Genomic DNA, 20,108 nt, shown 5'->3' on the forward strand with positions numbered 1-20,108 from the left:
TTAGTTTTGAAACAAGTCTAATATAATGCTGTGTTTCCATCTTTATCTTTAGCATTAAGATCGGTTCCAGCTTCTATCAATTATACTCCATTTTCATTTAATGATATTTTGGTATTTACATCAGCTTTTTTTCTATAAAGATTTTGGATATTTCTGCTCTATTATACATTATAGAATGTATTAGAGCGGTAAATCCAGACTTGTCTTTTACATTGATATTAGCACATTTTTCTATGAGTATTTTAGATATTTCATCTTGTTTATAAATGATATAAAACATTAATGGGGTTAGACCATCTTCTATTCTGGCACTTATATCAACTTTTTTATCATTTATAAGCTATAAAACCACTTCAGTATCACCAGCTACTATATACGATAATAATTGTGCTGCATTTTCAGCTTTTCCAGAATATAAAGCATTAAAACTAAATAAAGTATACAGTACTACCATTAATACAATTTTTTTCATATAAACCTCTTTAATAAAAATATTTTATATATGATACATTAATTATATTATTTTGTAAATATAAATATTTTATTATAGATGATAAAAAGAATTATTATATATTTTAATATAATTATATTGTAAATTATTATATTATTAATATATGTTTTTAGTGAATATATTTAAATAATTAATAAAAATAAATATAAAATAAAAGCTGATAACTGCAATAATCAGTCATCAGCTAACTTATTTAAAATTATTTACTATTATGATTTCTTTCTCTTTAAATCGATTTGTCTTTGAATCTCTTTTAAGTTTTTAACATAAATTGTATTAGTTCTAATATCTATTTTACCTGTTTTTACCAATGTATTTAAAACTTTCTGTACTTCAACCACCTTTACACCGCACCAATTAGCTATATCATTTATAGTGGCATTCAATTCCTGAGGCTCATAATAATGATCTCTAGGTATATTCTGAAGTTCTGCTAGAAGTAAAAGACAGTCATATACTCTCAAATCAGTTTCATTTAACTGAAGTATTAAAAGTCTTCTTTTGGCATCAAATATTCTTTTAGCAAAAGTCTTTGACAGCTTCAAAGCCATAACTGTATTGTTAGCCAATATATTTTGGAAATTTTCTTTTCTTAATTCCAAAAGCACTGTAGGCTCATTTGCTATAGCTGATGCACTTCTTGTGGTATCTTCTAATATAGCCATTTCTCCGAAAAATTCACCGGGATAAACTATGTCTAATAATTTTTCAACATCTTTTATAACTTTGGTAATTTTTACAGATCCGCTTTGAACTAAATAGAATTTATCTCCTCTTTCATATTCCAGAAATATAACATCGTCAGTATTGTATTTTTTTGTATGAGAACTTAAATTATTATCCATATTTGTTCCTTACTTTCTTTTTATATAAAATTACAGTCTTGAAATACTTGCATTTGCTTCTTTTGAGAAATTATCCATAGGAGGCATTGAAATAACTTTTTGATAATATGCTTTTGCTTTAGTTTTATTTCCGCTGCCCTCACAGCTCTTAGCTAAAAATAGTATAGCCTCTTTAACATTTGAAGATTTAGGATATTTTTTTATCGCTGATAATAATACAGTTGAAGCATTATCATACTTATTTATATTATAATAGCATTTACCCATATAAAATATAGAATTCTCAGCAACAGCAGTATCAGGGCTTTTAATTAAATTATTAAATGCTTTTAATGAATTAATATAATCATTATTGTTATATAATTCAACAGCCTTATTATATGCAGGATCATTAATTGCTGCTTTAGCCTGAGTTTTAGGAGCTGAAACAGGAGCATTTGAAACAGGCGGTGCTATATCGCTATCATCTGTAATATCTAATTCTTCTTTACATTCTTCAATTTTTTCTTTTACAGTATTATAAAAAGCAGAATCTTCATCAGCATATTGTATATATCTTTTATAAGCATAAAGGGCATTTCTATACTTTTTATTTTTAAAGTAAAACTCCCCTATTCCGTATAATCCCTCTAAAGGATCCTGACCTTCCTCACTTATATCATTTTCTACAAGTTCTCTTACTCTTTTATTAATTCTTCTAAGCTGATTTGAAAATACCTTTAACATTTTTATTATTATAGGTTTATTCTTTTCAATCAAACTTTCAAATTCTTCATAAGTAATGATAATAACAACACAATCGGTTAAGCACTGAACAGTATCTTCCTGCGGATAAGTACCTAGTATACTTTTTACCCCAAAAAACTCTCCTATATTAATAAGCTCCCTAGTTTCATATCCTGTTTCTTCCGATAAAAATATACTTTGAGCCTGACCTTGTTTTAATATATAAACTCTATCTGAGGTATCGCCTGTGAAATATACTATGGAACCTGCTTTATATACTCTTGTTTGCATTAAATTTTTTCCTTAACTAATAATTTAATTATATCTAAAGTTTTTTAGAATAAAAAAAGATTATTTTATTATATTATTCTATCACTTATAATACTTTTTTCAAGTTATTTTTTTCATTTTCTTAGTTTATTTATCATATCTATAGTTTCAATATCAATGTCTTTAGATCTTGTATTTAGTTCATCTATTATAATTTTTATCTCCTCATCTGATATATTTTGCCCAAATTTAGCTTTTGCAGTAATATTTTTAATTTTTATAACGCCTACAAGCATATTTTTTTGTGCATAATCAAATATTTTATTGTCTATAGATAAATTATTATTATTGGGTTCATATTTTCTTACTATTTTGTATAAAATTTCTTTTCTTCTTGATATATCATCTATAGTTTGAAATTCACCTTCTATAAAAACTGAAAAGAAAAACTGTGTCGGTATCATTTTACCATTTAAAAATTCAGATGGTATATATGAATATGGTTTTGAAGCACTAAAAGATACTTTAGGATTATTTTTCAAAATTTCATATTTCCTTCCAGCCATAGCTCCATGAAAATATATTTCATAATTTTCATAGCAAAAACTTATAGGTACAGCATAAGGTATATTATCAGGTAAAGCCATAACTCCGAATTCTATACTATTAAGCATATTATATATTTCTTCTCTGTCTTCAAATATAAAATCTTTTCTTCTCATACACCAAATATAACTATTTAAATTGTATTATAGTTGTAGACTAAATTAATAATTTTTATTATAATATATATAACGGTTTATTATATTTTTTCTTTATAAATTAATTATTTAAATTATTTGGAGTTACTTGATATGAAAATAGCTGTTTCTCAATTAGAAATAATACCATCTATGCCTTGTGATAATGCAGCAAGAATAATAAGTTTTATAAGTAAAGCAAAAAAAGAAAATGCAGATATGGTAATATTTCCAGAATTATGTGTTTCAGGATATATGATTGGGGATATGTGGGAAAGTGAGTCATTTATAAGAGAATGTGAGGAACTTGGAAAAGAAATAATAAAATCTTCAAATGGAATATATGTAATTTTTGGAAATGTTGCATCTGATAAAAATAAAAAGAATTTTGACGGAAGACTTAGAAAATATAATGCCATGTTTGTATCTAAAGACGGCAAATTAATACATAATAATACTACTGAATATCCTTTTATAATAAAATCTTTGCTTCCTAATTATAAAGAATTTGAAGATCCTAGACATTTTTTTAGTTTAAAGGATTTAGCTTTTGAAAACAATAAAGATATAAAAGAATATTTAAAGCCATTAGATATAGAATGTAATGGAGAAAAAATAAAATTAGGTTTGACTATATGTGAAGATGCATGGAGTAAGAATTATTTATTTTCACCTATGGACATTATAAATTCCAATAATGATGTAGATTTATTTATTAATATATCAAGTTCTCCATATACTTTGGTAAAAGACATTAAAAGACATAGCATGTACGGAGAAATAGCAAGTAAACATAATACTCCTCTTATATATGTTAATAATGTAGGAATACAAAATAATGGTAAAACAGTATATACATTTGATGGCAGAAGTTCTATTTACGATAATAAAGGCAATTTATTATTAACAGGAAAAAGATACGAAGAAGATTTATACTTCATTGATATTGATGTAAAAAATAAATCATTTGGTAAATCCATAGAAATAAAGGAAGAAAATGAATACAAATTAATATATGATACTGTTATTTACGGAATTAGAAAATTTATGAAATCTATTGGAATTAACAAAGTAGTTATAGGTGTATCAGGAGGTATTGATTCTGCCTTATCATCTGCAATGTATGTAAATGCAATAGGAAAAGATAATGTTCTTTTAGTGAATATGCCTAGTAAATTTAATTCTGATACAACTAAAAATCTTGCTAAAAGCTTATCTGATAATTTAGGCTGTGCTTATATGGTGGTTCCTATACAGGAGTCTGTAGATTATACTGTCAAACAATTAGAAAGCTCCCCTATTATAAAAGACGGAAAAGAAGATCATTTAAAAGTATCATCATTTGTTATAGAAAATATACAGGCAAGAGACAGATCCTCAAGAGTATTATCTGCTATAGCTGCTAGTTTTGACGGTGTATTTACATGCAATGCCAATAAAACTGAAACTATGGTAGGATATTCAACTATGTATGGAGACGGAGCAGGATTTTTTGCATGTTTAGCAGATTTATGGAAGTATCAGATATACGGTCTGGCTAATTATGTTAACAAAGAAGTATTTAAAAAGGAAATTATACCTGAAGGCACTATAAATATTGTACCTAGTGCGGAACTTTCAACTGCTCAGGCTGTTGATGAAGGCAAGGGCGATCCAATAAAATATGATTATCATGATTATTTGTTTAAATTTTTAATGGAATCTTGGAACAGGGCAATATTGGAAGATATACTAGAATTTTATATATCAGGAAAGCTGGAGGAAAAAATAGGATGCCAAAAAGGAATATTAAAAAAATATTTTAATAGCGGAGCAGACTTTGTAGATGATTTAGAAAGATGGTGGAAGCAATATATGGGTATGGCTATCTCTAAGAGAATACAGGCTCCTCCAATACTTGCAGTAAGCAGAAGAACTTTTGGATTTGGTAACAGAGAATCACAAAATAGGATTTATTACACTTCCAAATATCTATACCTGAAAAATAAAATTTTTGAACAATATTAAAAAGCTTTAATTAAATATAATTTTACTGTAAAATTATTGTGTAATTAAAATTTTACTTGCAAAAAGCAATAATAAATGTTATATTTATATTGTAATATATAATTTTTTAGAATGTTAGGAAATAATGTAAAGTGGCAGCAACTAGTATTATAGACAATAATATAAAGCAGGATATCCTTGACTATTCTGCAATATTAGAAACAACCGTAAAAGATATTAACTCTTTTCTTGAAGAAGTAGGAAGAGTATATAGTTTTATAGGTGAAAAGTTTCCTATGATAGAACAGGAAATGAAAAATGAAAATGAAAAAGCTAATAATTTGCTTTCATATTTTACTAACAAAGAAAAAGGTGAAAAAAACTTTTCAAATGATTTGGACGAAAATCAGGAAGACTTCTTTAGATCATTCGATAGAATGCAGAATTTTATATCACAGGATAATGAGCTTTCAGATTCCTTAGTTGAAGATGTAGGCAAAACAAGCAATATTATGGATTCTATAGAACAAATTAGAATGCTTGCTGATCAAATTAAAGTTTATTCATTGAATGCAATTATTATATCATCTAAATATGGTGCCGGCGGTAAGGCTTTCGGAGAAATATCTAAAAACATAATAAAAATGTCTGAAACATCAAATGAACAGGCAGATCAAATGAATAGAATCGGTAAGGAATTATTTGTAAGGTTTGAATCATTTAAAACTGAAATACTAAAAACTAATGAGCTGCAAAGACAAAATTTCACAATCATGAGAGAACAGCTTGATAAAGAACATAATAACATGGTTAATTCTTTTGCAGTATTTTCTAATGTAATATCAGATATAATATCAAGAGTCGATAACACTTATGACTTTATATTTGAAGTAATGATGGTTCTTCCTCGTGAGGATATAGTTAGGCAGCAGACTGAACACATAGTTGAATCAATAAATTCTATAGTTTATGAAAATAGAAATTTTATAGATTATTATGGTTCTCAAGTTGAAACTATGGGTGCTGAAGATTTAGAGAAAACAGAAAATCAGACTTTAGAGCATAGATTATTAGATTTGCTTACATTTGATGATGTTGTTTTAACTTTAATAATAGAAAATTTCAAATCAATACATGAAGAAATAGATCTTACTAACTCAGATATTTATAAAAGTTTAAAAGGATTAAAAGATGCTTTAACTGATATTACATCAGATAGAACCACTATAGTGGAATATATGATAGGCGGAGAAACAGGTAAATCGGAATTTCCTTTTACAGTTTCTGAATCCCTATTTAATGAATATATGGGCTTTATTAAACTTTATTTAGAAAATTTTAAATTATTTTTAACTAATAAATACAGAATATCTGACAGTAATATAGCTATAATAGATTCAATAGAAGAATTAGAAAGTATGTTCTTAGAAACAAAAAATATTGCTAAAACTTTTAACTCAATTAACTTTTTAGCTAAAATAGAACTTGAAAAAAATAGTAATATATTTAATAATTCTAAGACTTTTTCTATAGAAAGCGTTGAATCAATAGCTACTAACATTACAGAAACAGTAGACGGATGTTTGGAGCAGTTCCATAATATTAAATCTGCTATTTTCAGTTCAATCAATAAATTTAAATCAAATATTAATCAGCAGTCAAGCGAGCATTCTTTTATAGAATCTATGACAGAAAGTGTAAGCAAACGTTTAGATGAGTCAAAATATATCATTAATAATAATATAAAAAGATTAGATAGCTATGCTGATGAATTATTTGGACTTATAGATAAAACTTTAGTAGATTTAAGTTCTTTAAGTACATTACTAACTAAAATTAATGAAATAATAGAAATTTTTAATAGCATGAGAAATGTTATAAGAAATAAAAAAACTGAATATTATCAATCATTAGGTATAGATAATTGGAAAATAGAAAGCGATAAATATTTGGATATAGTTAATTCTTATACAATAAAAAAAGAAAGAGCTATTGCTAATAGTATTTTATCTGGAGAAGATGCACCAAATGTCGATATAAGTATAGATGTGGGTGCCGATAGCGGCGATTTTACTATGTTTTAATAAAAGTAATGGAGGTATTTATTTATGTCAGTTATAGAAATAAGTGATAATCTTAATATACGAACTATGGGTAAATATTTTAAGAATGTCATAAAAAGTGCTAATTATAACGAAGATATAACTGTAAAATTTAATTGTGAAGGTCCTGCCCATGTGGATTTAGCAGGTTTGCAAATATTGTATGCTATGAAAAAAGAGCTTGCGAAAAATCAAAAAAACCTTATAGTAGAAGGCATGGATAATTTATTTGTAGAATATTTAAATATAATTAACGATAAAAATAATTAATGATATAAGAGGTTAAAGTATGGCTAAAACAATACTAATTGTAGACGATTCAAATACAGCTAGAGCATCTGTTGAATATACCTTGAAAAAGGGCAGTTATACTGTAGTGTCTGCAGATGATGGTACTACAGGTTTAGAGGTTCTAGGTAAAACTCCAAATGTTGATATGATAATAACAGACCTTAATATGCCAAAAATGGATGGTATAGAATTTATTAAGCATGTAAGAAAGGTAGATCAGCATAAATATACCCCTATTCTAATGCTTACAACAGAATCTCAAGATGAGAAAAAAATGGAGGGTAAAGCCGCAGGTGCAAGTGGTTGGCTAGTAAAGCCATTTAACCCGACTCAACTTTTGGACGTTGTTAAACGTTTTTTAAATTAATGTCCAACCATCTTATTATTATTTTTTTAATAAGAATTTTATCAAAGGTAGAGGTGTAATACATGTTTGATAGTGATGAATTTATTTCGATATTCTTAAGCGAAGCTAAAGAGATTGTAGAAGGTTTAGAAAATGATTTAGTTTTGTTAGAGGATAATAAAAGTGACGAAGACCTTTTAAATAAAATCTTCAGAAGTGCTCATACTCTTAAATCTTCAGCGGGTACTGTTGGTTTCACTACTATGAGTGAGTTAAACCATGTTGCAGAAAATTTATTAGAAAAGGTAAGAAGCGGTAAATTGGATGTAACTCCGCAAATGATAACAGTACTTCTTGAGTTTTTAGATACTGTTAAACTTATGCTGCAAAATATTGTAGACGGTAAGGGTGAAACAGATGGTGTTACTAATATAGATTCATTAAAGGCTAAGATTAAAGCCATAGCCGATGGGAATGATCCTGCTGCAGTAGCTCCTGCTCCAAAACCGGCAGAAGCTCCTAAAGTTGAAGAAGCTAAACCAGCAGAAACTCCTAAAGCTGAAGAAGCCAAACCATCAGAAGCAGCAGCATCTAGCGGAGGCTCTAATTCTTTCCATATTGATATGGGATTTAAAGCTACTATTTTTGATAATGGTATAGACCCTCTTATGTTCTTGAATGACCTTAGAGCTATTGGTACTATTAATAATTTAAAAATAGAATGTAATAATTTACCAACTATTTTAAATCTTGAAGATCCTTATGTTTGCTACACTCAGTTTTCTTTGGATTTTGATACTAATGCTCCAGATGAACAGGTGCAAAATATTTTCTTGTTTGTAATAGATGACAATGATATTAATATTGTAAATACAAAAGCGGATATTAAAGATGATGATGAAGTAAAACCTGCTGCAGAAGCTCCTAAAGCTGAAGAAGCTAAACCGGCAGAGGCTCCTAAGGCTGAAGAAAAGCCTGCCGAAAATGCTCCTGCTAATAATGCTCAGGCTCAGCCGGCAGTACATAAAGCTAAAGTTCAGGCTCCTTCAACAGTTAGGGTTGATACAAGAAAATTAGACAGTTTAATGAACTTAATTGGAGAACTTGTTATAGCTCAGTCAAGAATAATGCAGCTTACTCAAAGTTTAGATATTGATAATGGACTTAAAGAAGCTGTAAGTTCAATGGATAGAACTTCAAGACAAATACAAGAAGAAGTTATGAATATTAGGATGATGCCTATAGGTCCTATATTCAACCAGTTCCATAGATATGTTAGAGACTTAAACTTAGAATTACATAAAGAGGTTAAACTAGTTCTTAAGGGTGAAACTACTGAGATAGATAAGAACATGCTTGAACAGTTATCTGATCCTCTCAAACACATGATAAGAAATTCCATGGACCATGGTATAGAAAAAACTAAAGAAGAGAGAATAGCTAGAGGAAAACCAGAGTATGGTACTATAACAATGTCAGCAGCACACCAAGAAGGACATGTTGTTATAGAGGTAGCTGATGATGGAAATGGATTAAATAAAGAAAAAATATTAAGTAAAGCCATTGAAAAAGGACTGCTTTCAAAAGACGGTAAATATTCTGATGTAGAAATATACAGAACTATATTCTACCCTGGAGTTTCAACTGCTGATAAAATAACTGACATATCCGGAAGAGGTGTTGGTATGGATGTTGTTAGAGCAAATGTTGAAAAAATGAAAGGTAAAATAGAAATTAAATCTGTAGAAGGTAAAGGCAGTACCTTTATAGTTAAACTTCCTTTGACTTTGGCTATTATTGAAGGTATTACTTTTGCTTTAGGTAAGCAAATATATATTATGCCTCTAATTTCTATCATAGAACAAATAAAAGTAAAAAATGAGCAGGTAAAACCTTTTGAAGGCAAAGGTGAAATGATAAAAATTAGAGATGAATATCTGCCTTTAATAAGACTCCATAAAGTATTTGAAATAGAAACACAAGTAGATAACATAGATGATGGTATAGTAGTAGTTGTTGAAGCTGGATATAGAAAATGTGCTATTTTTGTTGATGAACTTTTAGATCAGCAGCAGGTAGTTATTAAATCTTTAGACTCAGCATTCAGTAAACATGCAGGAATAGCCGGAGGTACTATACTTGGAGACGGAAGAATAGCTCTCATTATAGATATACAAGGACTAGTAAATATGTCTCTACAAGGAAAAATAAATAACGGCGTAAAATAAAGGATTGTAATATGTTAGATAATCAAAAAATAAATGCAGCTAATATACCTCAGGTTGGAGGTACATCTTTAGAACATGATGAAAATATTTCTATTGAACCTAGCCAGCAATTTTTAGTATTTAAAATAGACAATGAAGAATATGCTCTTGATGTATTGAGTATTGAAGGTATTGTAGGTGTAACTAATATAACTCCTGTTCCAGGCAGTCCTAAATTTATGAGAGGACTTATGAATTTGAGAGGTAATATTCTTCATATAGTTGATATAAGAATAAGATTCGGATTAGATAGAAGAGATGATCATTCTATTGAAGATGATGTTATTATAGTAATATCAACTACTAATAGAAAATTTGGTATATTGGCTGATATGGTAAGCGATGTTATTACAGTTTATGAAAGTCAGATGACAGAAACCCCTATTGATAATATGAGAGGACTTCAAATTTCTAATGTTATTAGATTAGAAAATAAGATTATTATGGTTCTTCCTATAGAAGAAATTATAAAATCTAATGATGCCAATAATCAAACAGTATAATATCATTGAGGTATAAAAATGGAAGATATAAATGAGCATATGCCTGCTTTAAGCGATGCTGAGTTTAATGAATTAGTTAAAATTATTTATGATAAAACTAGAATACAAATGACTAGTCATAAAAGAGCTTTAGTAACTTCGAGATTAAGTAAGAGACTAAGAGCTTTAAAAATGAACTCTTTCAGAGAATATATAGATTTTGTTAAAAATGCTAAAGATGAGGAACTTACAAATTTTGTTAATGCTGTTACTACTAATAAAACTGATTTCTTTAGAGAAAATAAGCATTTTGAATATATGAAAAGTACATTTCTTCCAGAATGGGAAAAAAATTTTAAAGCAGGAAAAGTTAAAAATCTTAGAATATGGTCAGCAGCTTGCTCAACTGGAGAAGAGCCCTACACTATTCAAATGACTTTGCATGAGTATTTTGGTTCCAACTATGATAAATATGATATAAAAGTCTTGGCTAGTGATATAGATACTAATGTATTAGCTCATGGAAGGGCTGGTATTTATAAAGATGAATCTGTTGATCCAATACAGGATAACATATTAAGAAAATACTTTTTAAGAGGTACAGGCGATAAAGAAGGATTATATAAAGTAAAGGATATTCTAAAAAAGAATTTATTTTTTAGACAATTAAATTTTAAAGATGAAGATTTTGATATTCATACTCAATTTGATTTAATATTTTGTAGGAATGTTATTATTTATTTTGATAAAGAGTTCCAAAAGGAATTATTTAATAAATTTCATAGATATTTGAAAGATGACGGTTTAGTATTTATAGGACACTCGGAAACTTTATTCGGTGTATCTGATAAATTTAAATATGTAGCAAGCAATATCTACAAAAAGATTTAATTATGGGAGATAATAATGATTGATTTTCCGGCAGCAGCCAATAGCAATTTTAAAAGAATCACAATATATATAGGTGGTTACTATGCTTCGAAAGAACCTGCTGTAATAAAAACAGTTCTGGGCAGTTGTATATCTGTATGCCTGTTTGAGAATAAATTAAAATTCGGAGGTATGAATCACTTTATGCTTCCTGAAATGAGAGAATGGGAAAATCCGGCTGACGATTATAATAATACTAGATATGGTGTTTTTGCTATGGAGGTTCTTATAAACGAAATTATCAAATTAGGAGGAAAAAAGGAAAATCTTACAGCTAAAATATTCGGAGGCGGACATGTACTTTCAGGTATGACTAGTAATATACTTCAAGTACCTGATAAGAATATACAATTTGCTAAAAAATTCTTGGCAGATGAAAAAATACCTATAGTAAGTGAAGATATAGGCGGTAATTGGCCTAGAAAAGTATTCTTCTTCAATACAGAAAATAGAGTGCTTATGAAAAAATTAGAAGGTAAGACAAAAGAATTTTCAGCTGAACAAGAAATTAAATACTCTAAAAATTTACAGCATAAACTTGAAGAAAAATCAGATATTACATTGTTTTAATATATTAATAATTAAGGATTTTATATGGCTACAAAAATTAAAGTATTAGCTATTGATGATAGCGCACTAATTAGACAGTTACTTACTAAAATTGTAAACTCAGATCCTGCTTTAGAAATGGTGGGAACTGCTGCAAATCCAATTCTAGCTGAAAATAAGGTAAAAAATCTTAAACCGGACATTATTACTTTGGATATAGAAATGCCTGAAATGGACGGTATTACTTATCTTAAAAAACTTATGCTTAATAACCCTATCCCTGTAATAATGTTTAGTTCGCTTTTGGATAAACATAGAGAATTGGCTTTAGATGCATTAAATATAGGTGCTTTTGATTATGTTATAAAACCATCTGCTAATGTTAGAGATGGTGTTGAAGAACTAGCTACAGATTTAGTTGAAAAAATTAAAAATGCTTATGCAAACAGAGCTAAATTCTATAGAAAACATGGTGTTACTATGCCTACTGATACGACTCCTACAGTAGAAAGAACACCTATCAGCTTGGAAGCTCCTAAAACCGCTGGATTTAAAGTTTATCAAAAAAATACTGCTGATATTATTCTTCCTCTTACACCTTCAAGAGAAACTCCTATGGATAAAATTATTCTTATAGGTTCTTCTACAGGGGGTACAGAAGCTTTAATAGAATGCTTAAAAAATGTTACTCCATCTGCTCCGCCTATAGTTATTGCTCAGCATATGCCTGAACATTTTACTACTTCTTTTGCTAAGAGATTAAATAGTATTCTAAAAATTGATGTTGCTGAATCTGAAGACGGTATGAGTATAGGAAGAGGTCAGGCTGTACTTGCAAGAGGTGCTAAACATACTATGATTAAGGTTAAAGGCGGTAAATATTATATAGAAGTTAGAGACGGAGAGCCTGTTACGAGACATAAACCTTCTGTAGATGTACTTTTCAGAAGCGGTGCTGTTTATGCTAAAAACAAAGCTATAGGAATTATACTTACTGGTATGGGTGATGACGGTGCTAATGGTATGAAAGAAATGAAAGATGCCGGTGCTTATAATATAGCTCAAAATGAAGAAACTTGTACTGTATTTGGTATGCCTAGAGAAGCAATAGCTAGAGGCGGTGTTGATGAAGTGCTTCCTTTAGATAAAATATTGGCTGCGGCTTTGAAAAGAGTATAAATTAAAAAATGAAAGAATATATAGATTTATATGATTATATAAATAAATGGGTAAGCAGTTCTACAGCTTACCCATACTATAAAATAGAAAAAAAGTTGGATTTTATATCTAAATTAATATCATCTCATAAGCAGTTTAACAATATTTCTATTATTCCAACTGGTTCAAAACGAAATAGAACAGATGTAACTTACATGGAATATCTTAATGTTTTTTTAATATTAGATGATAATGCATCTGATACTAGAAAATTCAAATCTTCTATTTTGGAATTAATTAAAAATGATGACTTATATTCAAATAAAGTTAATGACACATCATCATCTTTGATTCTAGAATATGAAAATGAAAAAATTGTATTAATACCATCATTTAAAAATTTGGATAATAATGTTGAAGGTGCTTTGGTTACAGATAGTAATGAAAAAAATGAAATTTTCTATCCAAAATTAGATAATAAAAATTTTGATAAAAAAGAACATAACTGCGGATCCAATTTTATTAATTTAATAAAAATATTTAAACATATATTCCTTACTTTCTCTTCTGAAATTAAACATATTAATGAACTTACTCCGCCTATAATAGAAGCACTTATATGGAATTTGCCTGATGAATACTTTAACTTCAATAATTATGATGATGCTATATTAAAGACTATTGAATATATTTATGAAAGAATTGCAAGCAGTGATTATATGTCGCTTTCTGAAATTAATGATATAAAAGTTTTGTTTTCAGCTAGAAATAATATAGATAGAAAAGAATTATTAAAAGCATTATACAAATTAAAACAATTAATACATGAAAACTTGTAAAATTCTTATTTTTTTCTTATAACTCTTAATAGTAATATTGAATTAATTTAAAGTAATGATATAATATTGTATTATAATTTTTATAATAAATTTCTTAGGAGAAATATATAAAATGAAAAAAATACCAGAAATTTTTGGTAGTATGGTTTTTAATGATAATGTTATGAAGGATAAACTCCCTAAAGACATTTACAAAAAACTTATAAAAACCATAAAAAATGGAGAGCGTTTAAATTTAGAAGTTGCTAATGTAGTAGCTCATGCTATGAAAGAATGGGCTATAGAAAAAGGGGCTACTCATTTTACTCATTGGTTTCAGCCTATGACCGGTGTAACTGCAGAAAAACATACCAGCTTTATAGCTCAAACAGATGACGGTGCAACTCGTATGGAGTTTACCGGTAAAGAATTAGTTCAAAGCGAGCCAGATGCTTCTAGTTTTCCTTCAGGAGGATTAAGAGCTACATTTGAGGCTAGAGGATATACAGCATGGGATCCTACTTCTTATGCTTTCATTAAAGATGATACTTTATGCATACCTAGTGCTTTTTGTTCTTACAGCGGAGAATCATTAGATAAAAAGACTCCCCTACTTCGTTCAATGCAGGTTATAGAAAAGGAAGCAAAAAGAATATTAAAATTATTCGGTCATAATAATGTTAATAGAGTATTTACTACTGTTGGTGCTGAACAGGAATATTTTTTAATAGACAGAGAACTATATTTACAAAGACCTGATTTAAGATACTGTAAAAGAACATTGTTTGGTGCCTGTCCTCCTAAAGGTCAGGAATTAGAAGATCATTATTTCGGTGCTATTAAACCTAGAGTGCTTGCCTTTATGAAGGAACTTGATATTGAGCTTTGGAAACTAGGTATAGTTGCTAAAACAGAGCATAATGAGGTAGCTCCTGGCCAATATGAATTAGCTCCGGAGTTTACTATTACAAATATGGCAACAGATCAAAACCAAATTACAATGGAGCTTATGAAAGTAATAGCTGAAAAACATAATTTAGCTTGTATACTTCATGAAAAACCTTTTTCAGGTGTAAATGGAAGTGGTAAACATAATAATTGGTCTATAGCAACAGATACAGGAATGAATCTATTAGATCCTACAGACAATCCTGCTAAAAATAAACAGTTTTTGCTATTTTTAGTAGCAATAATTAAAGCCATTGATGAATATCAGGACTTGCTTAGAGTTACAACTGCAAGTGCAAGCAATGATCATAGACTTGGTGCTTCTGAGGCTCCGCCTGCTATCATATCAATGTTCCTTGGCGATGAATTAACTGAAGTGCTTGAATCTATGGAACATTCTAAAGATTATGAGGGAAAGGGAAAGGTTGAAATGGAAATGGGAGTTAATTCTTTAGCAAGACTCACTAAAGATTCTACTGACAGAAACAGAACTTCTCCTTTAGCATTTACAGGAAACAAATTTGAATTTAGAATGGTAGGCTCAAGTCTCTCAGTATCAGGACCTAATATAATATTAAATACTATAGTTGCCGAAGCTTTATCACAGTTTGCTGATATATTAGAAAAGTCTTCAAATTTTGAAAAAGATTTAGATGAACTTATAAGAGATACTATTAAAAAACATAAAAGAATAATTTATAATGGAAATAATTATTCTGATGAATGGGTAAAAGAAGCTGAAAAAAGAGGATTATTTAATCTAAAAACAACTCCAGAAGCATTACCTCATTTTATATCTCAAAAAAATATAGATGTATTAACAAAACATAAAGTACTAACAGAAGCTGAAATACATTCAAGATATGAAATAGGAATGGAAGAGTATGTTAAAGAAATTAATATAGAAGCTCTTACATTAATAGATATGGTCTATAAGCATATACTCCCTTCTTCTATAGAATACAGCGGAGAACTTGCGAATATTGCTGATAAGAAAAATAATTTAAAAGTAAATTTTGATGTTGAAAGCGATTTAATTAATAAACTTAATAAACTTATTTCAGATTTATACGGTAAATTGGCAAAATTAGAAGAATACATTGCAGAAGGTAAAAAAATTACAGATGTTTCAAAATATGCTAATTTTTCAAGAGATAAAATATTTGCATGTTTAGAAGATATGAGAGTTACAATAGATGAATTAGAAAGAACGGTTTCTAAAAAATATTGGAAACTTCCAACTTACGGAGATATGCTTTATAGTTTATCATAAATAGTAAGTTAAATAATAAAAGCAGGTATAAATTATTTACCTGCTTTTATTATATTTTTGTAATATAAATTCTTTTTATTCACTTTGCATTACAGATAAAGCATTATTCAAATGTTCTATAAACTCTTTATTAAATTTTTCTGGTGATATTATTTTAAAAGAACCTAACCAAGGACTTAAAAATATTCTTAGTTCTGTAAAAGATGAAAAATCAAAATTAACTATTATAGAACCATCTTCTAATGTCTTTTTTATTTTTTGATTGAATCCGTAATCTCTATTTTTAAAATAATGAGCAACATCCGAATTAAAACAAATAGTAGTTTTTGTTAATTCATTATCACTCCAATATATACTTCTTTTTTTCTCTATTAATTTTATCAATTTTTCTCTATTATTAATTCTGTTTTTATATTCTTTATAATATTCTTCTTTTTCTTTATTGCTATTAAATTTTAATTTCTGCATTACTTCTATATTAGATATGCTAGTTATAGAATAAGTTTTTATCTTTTTATATTTCTTATCATAAGCAACTAAATACCATATACCCTGAAAATAATAAATAAGATATGCTATAGCCTTAACTTTATAATTAATATTACTGCTTTGAATATAATAATCAAAACTTATATCATTTAAATCTTTAACACATGAAAGTAATTTTTCTATACTTTCACTATCCCCTGATATATTATTTATCTCATTATTTGAAATTACAATAACATCATAATAATCATCATCTATATTTTGAGGTAATAATTTAGATATTGTTGAATGAGGTATAAAAGATAAATTTGAACTTACCTTTTTTATAAATACAGAAAATAGTATATCTACATTTTTTTTAAGATTATCATTATCAAAATTAAAGCCTCTTTTTAATTTCTTTAAATCTTCCTTTTTTAAAGTATATCTATCATTTTCTAAAATAAGCTCTATTTGTAAATATAGCTGTATTTCTTCTATATCCCTTTGAAATGTTCTTAAAGAAATTTTATTCTGATACATAAATTTATTTTTATCTACTAACCCATCTAACATCAATGAAGTATATAATTCAAATAACCTTTCAAATTTCTTTTTATCTGACATATATAATACCCTTTTTAAAATACACTATGTACAAATTCTTTAACGGCATTACCATTAATATTAAACTGTTCATTATTTATAGTAAAATATCCGTCCAATACTCCTTTAGCAGTTTCCATATCTATCTTATTGAAACCACCAAAAGAATCGTATAAATAATTTCCTGTAACTGTAAATACAAAACTGAATCCTTCTTCTTTAGAATAATAATCTATAACATCTTTATATTCATGCGATTCAAAATTTTTATATACATACCATTTTTTATTAAATAGAAATTTAATAATTTTTGAATTCTGTGATTCAGGTTTAGAATCATAAATAAATACCGGAATAGGCTCTGTGTTATAAGAAGTATAAACTAAAGCAGCTGTAATATTATGAGTGTATCTCGAAGGATTTCTTCCAACTGTATTAATAGCTATAACTGAACTCGTATCGGTTATAGCATTTTCACTTCCCGGAACAACTAAATATCCTCTAGGAATACCATAATAAAATGCTGTATATAATGCTCTATTATATTTCCAATTTACCATAGAGGCTGTAAAATTAGTAAACTTAAATGAATACTCAGAATTAATCAAATTGCTTATAAAGGATTTTACATTTATCTTAGTATTATAAAAACTTGGAATTTCAATATTGAATTCGCCGACATTTTTTCTAAATTGAGCTCTTACAAAATTATCATAAAAATCTAAAAAATCTTTTTCCTTTTCTTTTATAATAAAAGACTGAGAATCTCCATCAAGTATATTAAAAGCATAGTAAGAAAAATATCTCTTTAGTCCATATTTATAAAGTTTCCAAAATATTATATGATTATCATGAAATAAATATAAATATAAATTTTCTACCATATCCTCATTTATATGTATAGATTTTGGAATACTAGTAAAATCTCCTGTATAATATATCCCATTATTATTAGTAATAGAGACTGTATTAGCATCAAGTAAAGGAGTGTCATTTCTCATATATGATTTTGAAGGAACTATCCTATAATTAATATGCACAAAAATAATTACAAATAATAAAATGAATATAAGAGCTGCTATAATAAAAATATATTTTTTTATATAGCTAGAAGAATATTCATAATAATTATCGTTTGCTATAAGCCTCTTTTTTATACGCATAATCTTTCTTCTGCTGTGTTATCATTATTTTCCAAGACTTTTTTCATATCAGCCTGTACTTCTTCTTCAGTTCTTTTTTCGATTGATGTATCTAAAAGTTTAGATAAAGCAAATAATGCTACTTCTATTTCATCATCTTGAGGTCTTCTAGTAGTTATTTTTTGAAGAGCTAAACCCGGAAGTATAGCAAGTCTCATAAGAGGAAAATTATAAAATTTAAATCCTAATTTTAGTATTTCATAAGATATACCAGAAACTATAGGAAGTAAAATTATATTGATAGCAAGCACAGTTAAATTTCCAACTATTTTAAGCGGAGTATATGAAGCATATATATATGTATATACAAAATAGCTTGTAAACATATAAAGCAGAATTGAAACTGTTAATACTAAAAACATAAATGTAGTACCGCATCTAGGGTGTATAGTAGTATAATCTCTTATATTTCCTGAATCAGGATCTAATCCATGTTCATAAGCATTAACAACCATGTGTTCTGCACCATGATATTCAAACACTCTTTTTATATCTTTAAAAAATGATATTACAAGAAGATATAAAACAAATATAGATAATTTTATGCATCCTCTCACTAGATTAAATACAATAAAATTACTTTTTTCATCTATTCCTATAAACGTAGTTATAAAATAAGGCAAAGCGATAAAAAGCCCCACTGCAAATGCCAAAGATACTAACATACTCAAAGTCATAGCTATGCTTTCACTTTTTTCTGATTTAGGCTTATTATCTTTTTTATTGTTTTCTTCTTCAATACCTGCAGTATTTGCAGAAAATACCAAAGTTTTATATCCCAATTTCATCATATCTACAAAATTAACTACTCCTCTTATAAAAGGCATTTTAGTTAATTTATTCTTATTTTCAGGAATAGCAGCTTTAATAAAATCTATTTGTTTATCGGGCTTTCTAACAGCAACCACATAATGGCTTTTATTTCTAAGCATTATACCTTCGATAACCGCCTGCCCGCCTACTCCTTCCTTAATTCTATTTTCATCTAATTTTTTACTCAAAATATGTATCCTCATTTATTTTTAATATTAAAGTAAAGTATATAATATACTAAATGCAATATTCTTTCAAGTATAAAAAAATCTTGAATTTATCAAAATAATTCATATATTGTATAGTATGAAATATATATTAATTGTTTTATCTATATTAATTTTTATATCATGTAAAAGCACAAATACTCAAATGGCAGCTATACCAGAAGAAATACATAATAAGGAAACAACTTCTTTACCTAAAGCCATTACATTGAGAGATAGGGCTGGATATTATAAGAGCAAAAGTCCTTATTTTACATTTAATGTGGATTTAAAAGAAAATGGATATGCTAATGTAGTATTAAAAGGCTGGATGGTTTATAGGGGCATTGTAAAGGTTGGAGACCCTAATTCTGAAGCTAAAAAATTTAGATTAGATATAGACAATATAACTTATGTAATACTAGAGTTTAAAGATTTAGAAAATGCTAAAGCCTCTGTTATATTAAAAAATGTTGTTCAGCAAGTTCTTGATATGGATAAAATTTAATATTTTATATTTTTCTAATAAATAAATTTGACAAACTAATAATTTTAACTATATTAAATAATA

The 20,108-nt window shown here is 27.7% G+C and carries 20 protein-coding genes; 12 read left to right on the top strand and 8 right to left on the bottom strand.

Translation table 11 applies throughout. The features are described 5' to 3' along the window. Positions 1 to 115: 115 nt before the first annotated feature. The 5 genes from A966_RS14025 to A966_RS10285 all read right to left on the bottom strand — a co-directional run bounded on the left by A966_RS14025 (position 116) and on the right by A966_RS10285 (position 3,074). Positions 116 to 280, bottom strand: a complete 165-nt coding sequence (locus A966_RS14025) for an ankyrin repeat domain-containing protein (protein ID WP_232817768.1) — start codon at positions 278 to 280, stop codon at positions 116 to 118. Between the two features lie 60 nt (positions 281 to 340). Continuing rightward, positions 341 to 472 (bottom strand): hypothetical protein, encoded by a 132-nt coding sequence (locus tag A966_RS14030; protein ID WP_256093396.1) that lies wholly within the window; start codon positions 470 to 472, stop codon positions 341 to 343. Between the two features lie 248 nt (positions 473 to 720). After that, positions 721 to 1,356 carry a Crp/Fnr family transcriptional regulator gene (locus tag A966_RS10275; protein ID WP_008725269.1) on the bottom strand — a complete coding sequence of 212 codons (636 nt, stop codon included), beginning with the start codon at positions 1,354 to 1,356 and terminating at the stop codon, positions 721 to 723. A gap of 30 nt (positions 1,357 to 1,386) precedes the next feature. Beyond that, on the bottom strand, positions 1,387 to 2,373 hold the full coding sequence (locus A966_RS10280) for a cyclic nucleotide-binding domain-containing protein (RefSeq protein ID WP_008725270.1): 987 nt from the start codon (positions 2,371 to 2,373) through the stop codon (positions 1,387 to 1,389). A 113-nt stretch (positions 2,374 to 2,486) separates the two neighbouring features. After that, positions 2,487 to 3,074 (bottom strand): pyridoxamine 5'-phosphate oxidase family protein, encoded by a 588-nt coding sequence (locus tag A966_RS10285; protein WP_008725271.1) that lies wholly within the window; start codon positions 3,072 to 3,074, stop codon positions 2,487 to 2,489. Positions 3,075 to 3,206: 132 nt separating this feature from the next. On the opposite strand from A966_RS10285, the gene nadE reads away from it, so the two are divergent. The 11 genes from nadE to A966_RS10340 all read left to right on the top strand — a co-directional run bounded on the left by nadE (position 3,207) and on the right by A966_RS10340 (position 16,242). Further along, positions 3,207 to 5,099, top strand: coding sequence for an NAD(+) synthase (nadE, locus tag A966_RS10290; protein ID WP_008725272.1), 1,893 nt, complete (start codon positions 3,207 to 3,209; stop codon positions 5,097 to 5,099). A 131-nt stretch (positions 5,100 to 5,230) separates the two neighbouring features. Beyond that, on the top strand, positions 5,231 to 7,162 hold the full coding sequence (locus tag A966_RS10295; RefSeq protein ID WP_008725273.1) for a methyl-accepting chemotaxis protein: 1,932 nt from the start codon (positions 5,231 to 5,233) through the stop codon (positions 7,160 to 7,162). Positions 7,163 to 7,186: 24 nt separating this feature from the next. Then, positions 7,187 to 7,450 (top strand): hypothetical protein, encoded by a 264-nt coding sequence (locus tag A966_RS10300; RefSeq protein WP_008725274.1) that lies wholly within the window; start codon positions 7,187 to 7,189, stop codon positions 7,448 to 7,450. A 19-nt stretch (positions 7,451 to 7,469) separates the two neighbouring features. Further along, complete coding sequence (locus A966_RS10305) at positions 7,470 to 7,838, top strand: response regulator (protein ID WP_008725288.1); 369 nt, start codon at positions 7,470 to 7,472, stop codon at positions 7,836 to 7,838. Positions 7,839 to 7,900: 62 nt separating this feature from the next. After that, a complete protein-coding gene (locus tag A966_RS10310; RefSeq protein WP_008725290.1) occupies positions 7,901 to 10,045 on the top strand; it encodes a chemotaxis protein CheA in 2,145 nt (714 codons plus the stop codon). Positions 10,046 to 10,056: 11 nt separating this feature from the next. Further along, a complete protein-coding gene (locus tag A966_RS10315) occupies positions 10,057 to 10,587 on the top strand; it encodes a chemotaxis protein CheW (protein WP_008725292.1) in 531 nt (176 codons plus the stop codon). 18 nt (positions 10,588 to 10,605) lie between these two features. Further along, positions 10,606 to 11,457, top strand: a complete 852-nt coding sequence (locus tag A966_RS10320) for a CheR family methyltransferase (protein WP_008725294.1) — start codon at positions 10,606 to 10,608, stop codon at positions 11,455 to 11,457. Positions 11,458 to 11,472: 15 nt separating this feature from the next. Beyond that, complete coding sequence (locus A966_RS10325; RefSeq protein ID WP_008725296.1) at positions 11,473 to 12,066, top strand: chemotaxis protein CheD; 594 nt, start codon at positions 11,473 to 11,475, stop codon at positions 12,064 to 12,066. 24 nt (positions 12,067 to 12,090) lie between these two features. Then, positions 12,091 to 13,224, top strand: a complete 1,134-nt coding sequence (locus A966_RS10330) for a protein-glutamate methylesterase/protein-glutamine glutaminase (protein ID WP_008725297.1) — start codon at positions 12,091 to 12,093, stop codon at positions 13,222 to 13,224. An 8-nt stretch (positions 13,225 to 13,232) separates the two neighbouring features. Continuing rightward, positions 13,233 to 14,042, top strand: a complete 810-nt coding sequence (locus A966_RS10335) for a hypothetical protein (RefSeq protein ID WP_008725299.1) — start codon at positions 13,233 to 13,235, stop codon at positions 14,040 to 14,042. A gap of 112 nt (positions 14,043 to 14,154) precedes the next feature. Beyond that, positions 14,155 to 16,242, top strand: a complete 2,088-nt coding sequence (locus A966_RS10340) for a glutamine synthetase III family protein (protein ID WP_008725301.1) — start codon at positions 14,155 to 14,157, stop codon at positions 16,240 to 16,242. Positions 16,243 to 16,317: 75 nt separating this feature from the next. On the opposite strand, the gene A966_RS10345 is transcribed toward A966_RS10340, so the two are convergent. The 3 genes from A966_RS10345 to A966_RS10355 are packed head-to-tail and all read right to left on the bottom strand — an operon-like array spanning position 16,318 to position 19,519. Beyond that, positions 16,318 to 17,337 (bottom strand): WYL domain-containing protein, encoded by a 1,020-nt coding sequence (locus A966_RS10345; RefSeq protein ID WP_008725302.1) that lies wholly within the window; start codon positions 17,335 to 17,337, stop codon positions 16,318 to 16,320. Between the two features lie 14 nt (positions 17,338 to 17,351). Beyond that, entirely contained in the window at positions 17,352 to 18,479 is a 1,128-nt protein-coding gene (locus A966_RS10350; RefSeq protein ID WP_008725304.1) for a hypothetical protein, read from the bottom strand. Further along, positions 18,470 to 19,519: a DUF1385 domain-containing protein gene (locus A966_RS10355; protein WP_008725306.1), complete on the bottom strand. Its 1,050-nt coding sequence runs from the start codon at positions 19,517 to 19,519 to the stop codon at positions 18,470 to 18,472. The genes A966_RS10350 and A966_RS10355 overlap by 10 nt, the downstream gene beginning before the upstream one ends. Positions 19,520 to 19,637: 118 nt before the next feature. On the opposite strand from A966_RS10355, the gene A966_RS10360 reads away from it, so the two are divergent. After that, positions 19,638 to 20,045: a hypothetical protein gene (locus tag A966_RS10360; protein ID WP_008725308.1), complete on the top strand. Its 408-nt coding sequence runs from the start codon at positions 19,638 to 19,640 to the stop codon at positions 20,043 to 20,045. Positions 20,046 to 20,108: the final 63 nt, after the last annotated feature.

Origin of the sequence: Brachyspira hampsonii 30446 (genome assembly GCF_000316195.1) — a bacterium.
GTDB lineage: Bacteria > Spirochaetota > Brachyspiria > Brachyspirales > Brachyspiraceae > Brachyspira > Brachyspira hampsonii_C.

Coding starts and splice junctions, on each gene's coding strand:
- A966_RS14025 (WP_232817768.1), bottom strand. CDS start 280: ATGTTTTATATCATTTATAAACAAGATGAAATATCTAAAATACTCATA.
- A966_RS14030 (WP_256093396.1), bottom strand. CDS start 472: ATGAAAAAAATTGTATTAATGGTAGTACTGTATACTTTATTTAGTTTT.
- A966_RS10275 (WP_008725269.1), bottom strand. CDS start 1,356: ATGGATAATAATTTAAGTTCTCATACAAAAAAATACAATACTGACGAT.
- A966_RS10280 (WP_008725270.1), bottom strand. CDS start 2,373: ATGCAAACAAGAGTATATAAAGCAGGTTCCATAGTATATTTCACAGGC.
- A966_RS10285 (WP_008725271.1), bottom strand. CDS start 3,074: ATGAGAAGAAAAGATTTTATATTTGAAGACAGAGAAGAAATATATAAT.
- nadE (WP_008725272.1), top strand. CDS start 3,207: ATGAAAATAGCTGTTTCTCAATTAGAAATAATACCATCTATGCCTTGT.
- A966_RS10300 (WP_008725274.1), top strand. CDS start 7,187: ATGTCAGTTATAGAAATAAGTGATAATCTTAATATACGAACTATGGGT.
- A966_RS10305 (WP_008725288.1), top strand. CDS start 7,470: ATGGCTAAAACAATACTAATTGTAGACGATTCAAATACAGCTAGAGCA.
- A966_RS10310 (WP_008725290.1), top strand. CDS start 7,901: ATGTTTGATAGTGATGAATTTATTTCGATATTCTTAAGCGAAGCTAAA.
- A966_RS10315 (WP_008725292.1), top strand. CDS start 10,057: ATGTTAGATAATCAAAAAATAAATGCAGCTAATATACCTCAGGTTGGA.
- A966_RS10320 (WP_008725294.1), top strand. CDS start 10,606: ATGGAAGATATAAATGAGCATATGCCTGCTTTAAGCGATGCTGAGTTT.
- A966_RS10325 (WP_008725296.1), top strand. CDS start 11,473: ATGATTGATTTTCCGGCAGCAGCCAATAGCAATTTTAAAAGAATCACA.
- A966_RS10330 (WP_008725297.1), top strand. CDS start 12,091: ATGGCTACAAAAATTAAAGTATTAGCTATTGATGATAGCGCACTAATT.
- A966_RS10335 (WP_008725299.1), top strand. CDS start 13,233: ATGAAAGAATATATAGATTTATATGATTATATAAATAAATGGGTAAGC.
- A966_RS10340 (WP_008725301.1), top strand. CDS start 14,155: ATGAAAAAAATACCAGAAATTTTTGGTAGTATGGTTTTTAATGATAAT.
- A966_RS10345 (WP_008725302.1), bottom strand. CDS start 17,337: ATGTCAGATAAAAAGAAATTTGAAAGGTTATTTGAATTATATACTTCA.
- A966_RS10350 (WP_008725304.1), bottom strand. CDS start 18,479: ATGCGTATAAAAAAGAGGCTTATAGCAAACGATAATTATTATGAATAT.
- A966_RS10360 (WP_008725308.1), top strand. CDS start 19,638: ATGAAATATATATTAATTGTTTTATCTATATTAATTTTTATATCATGT.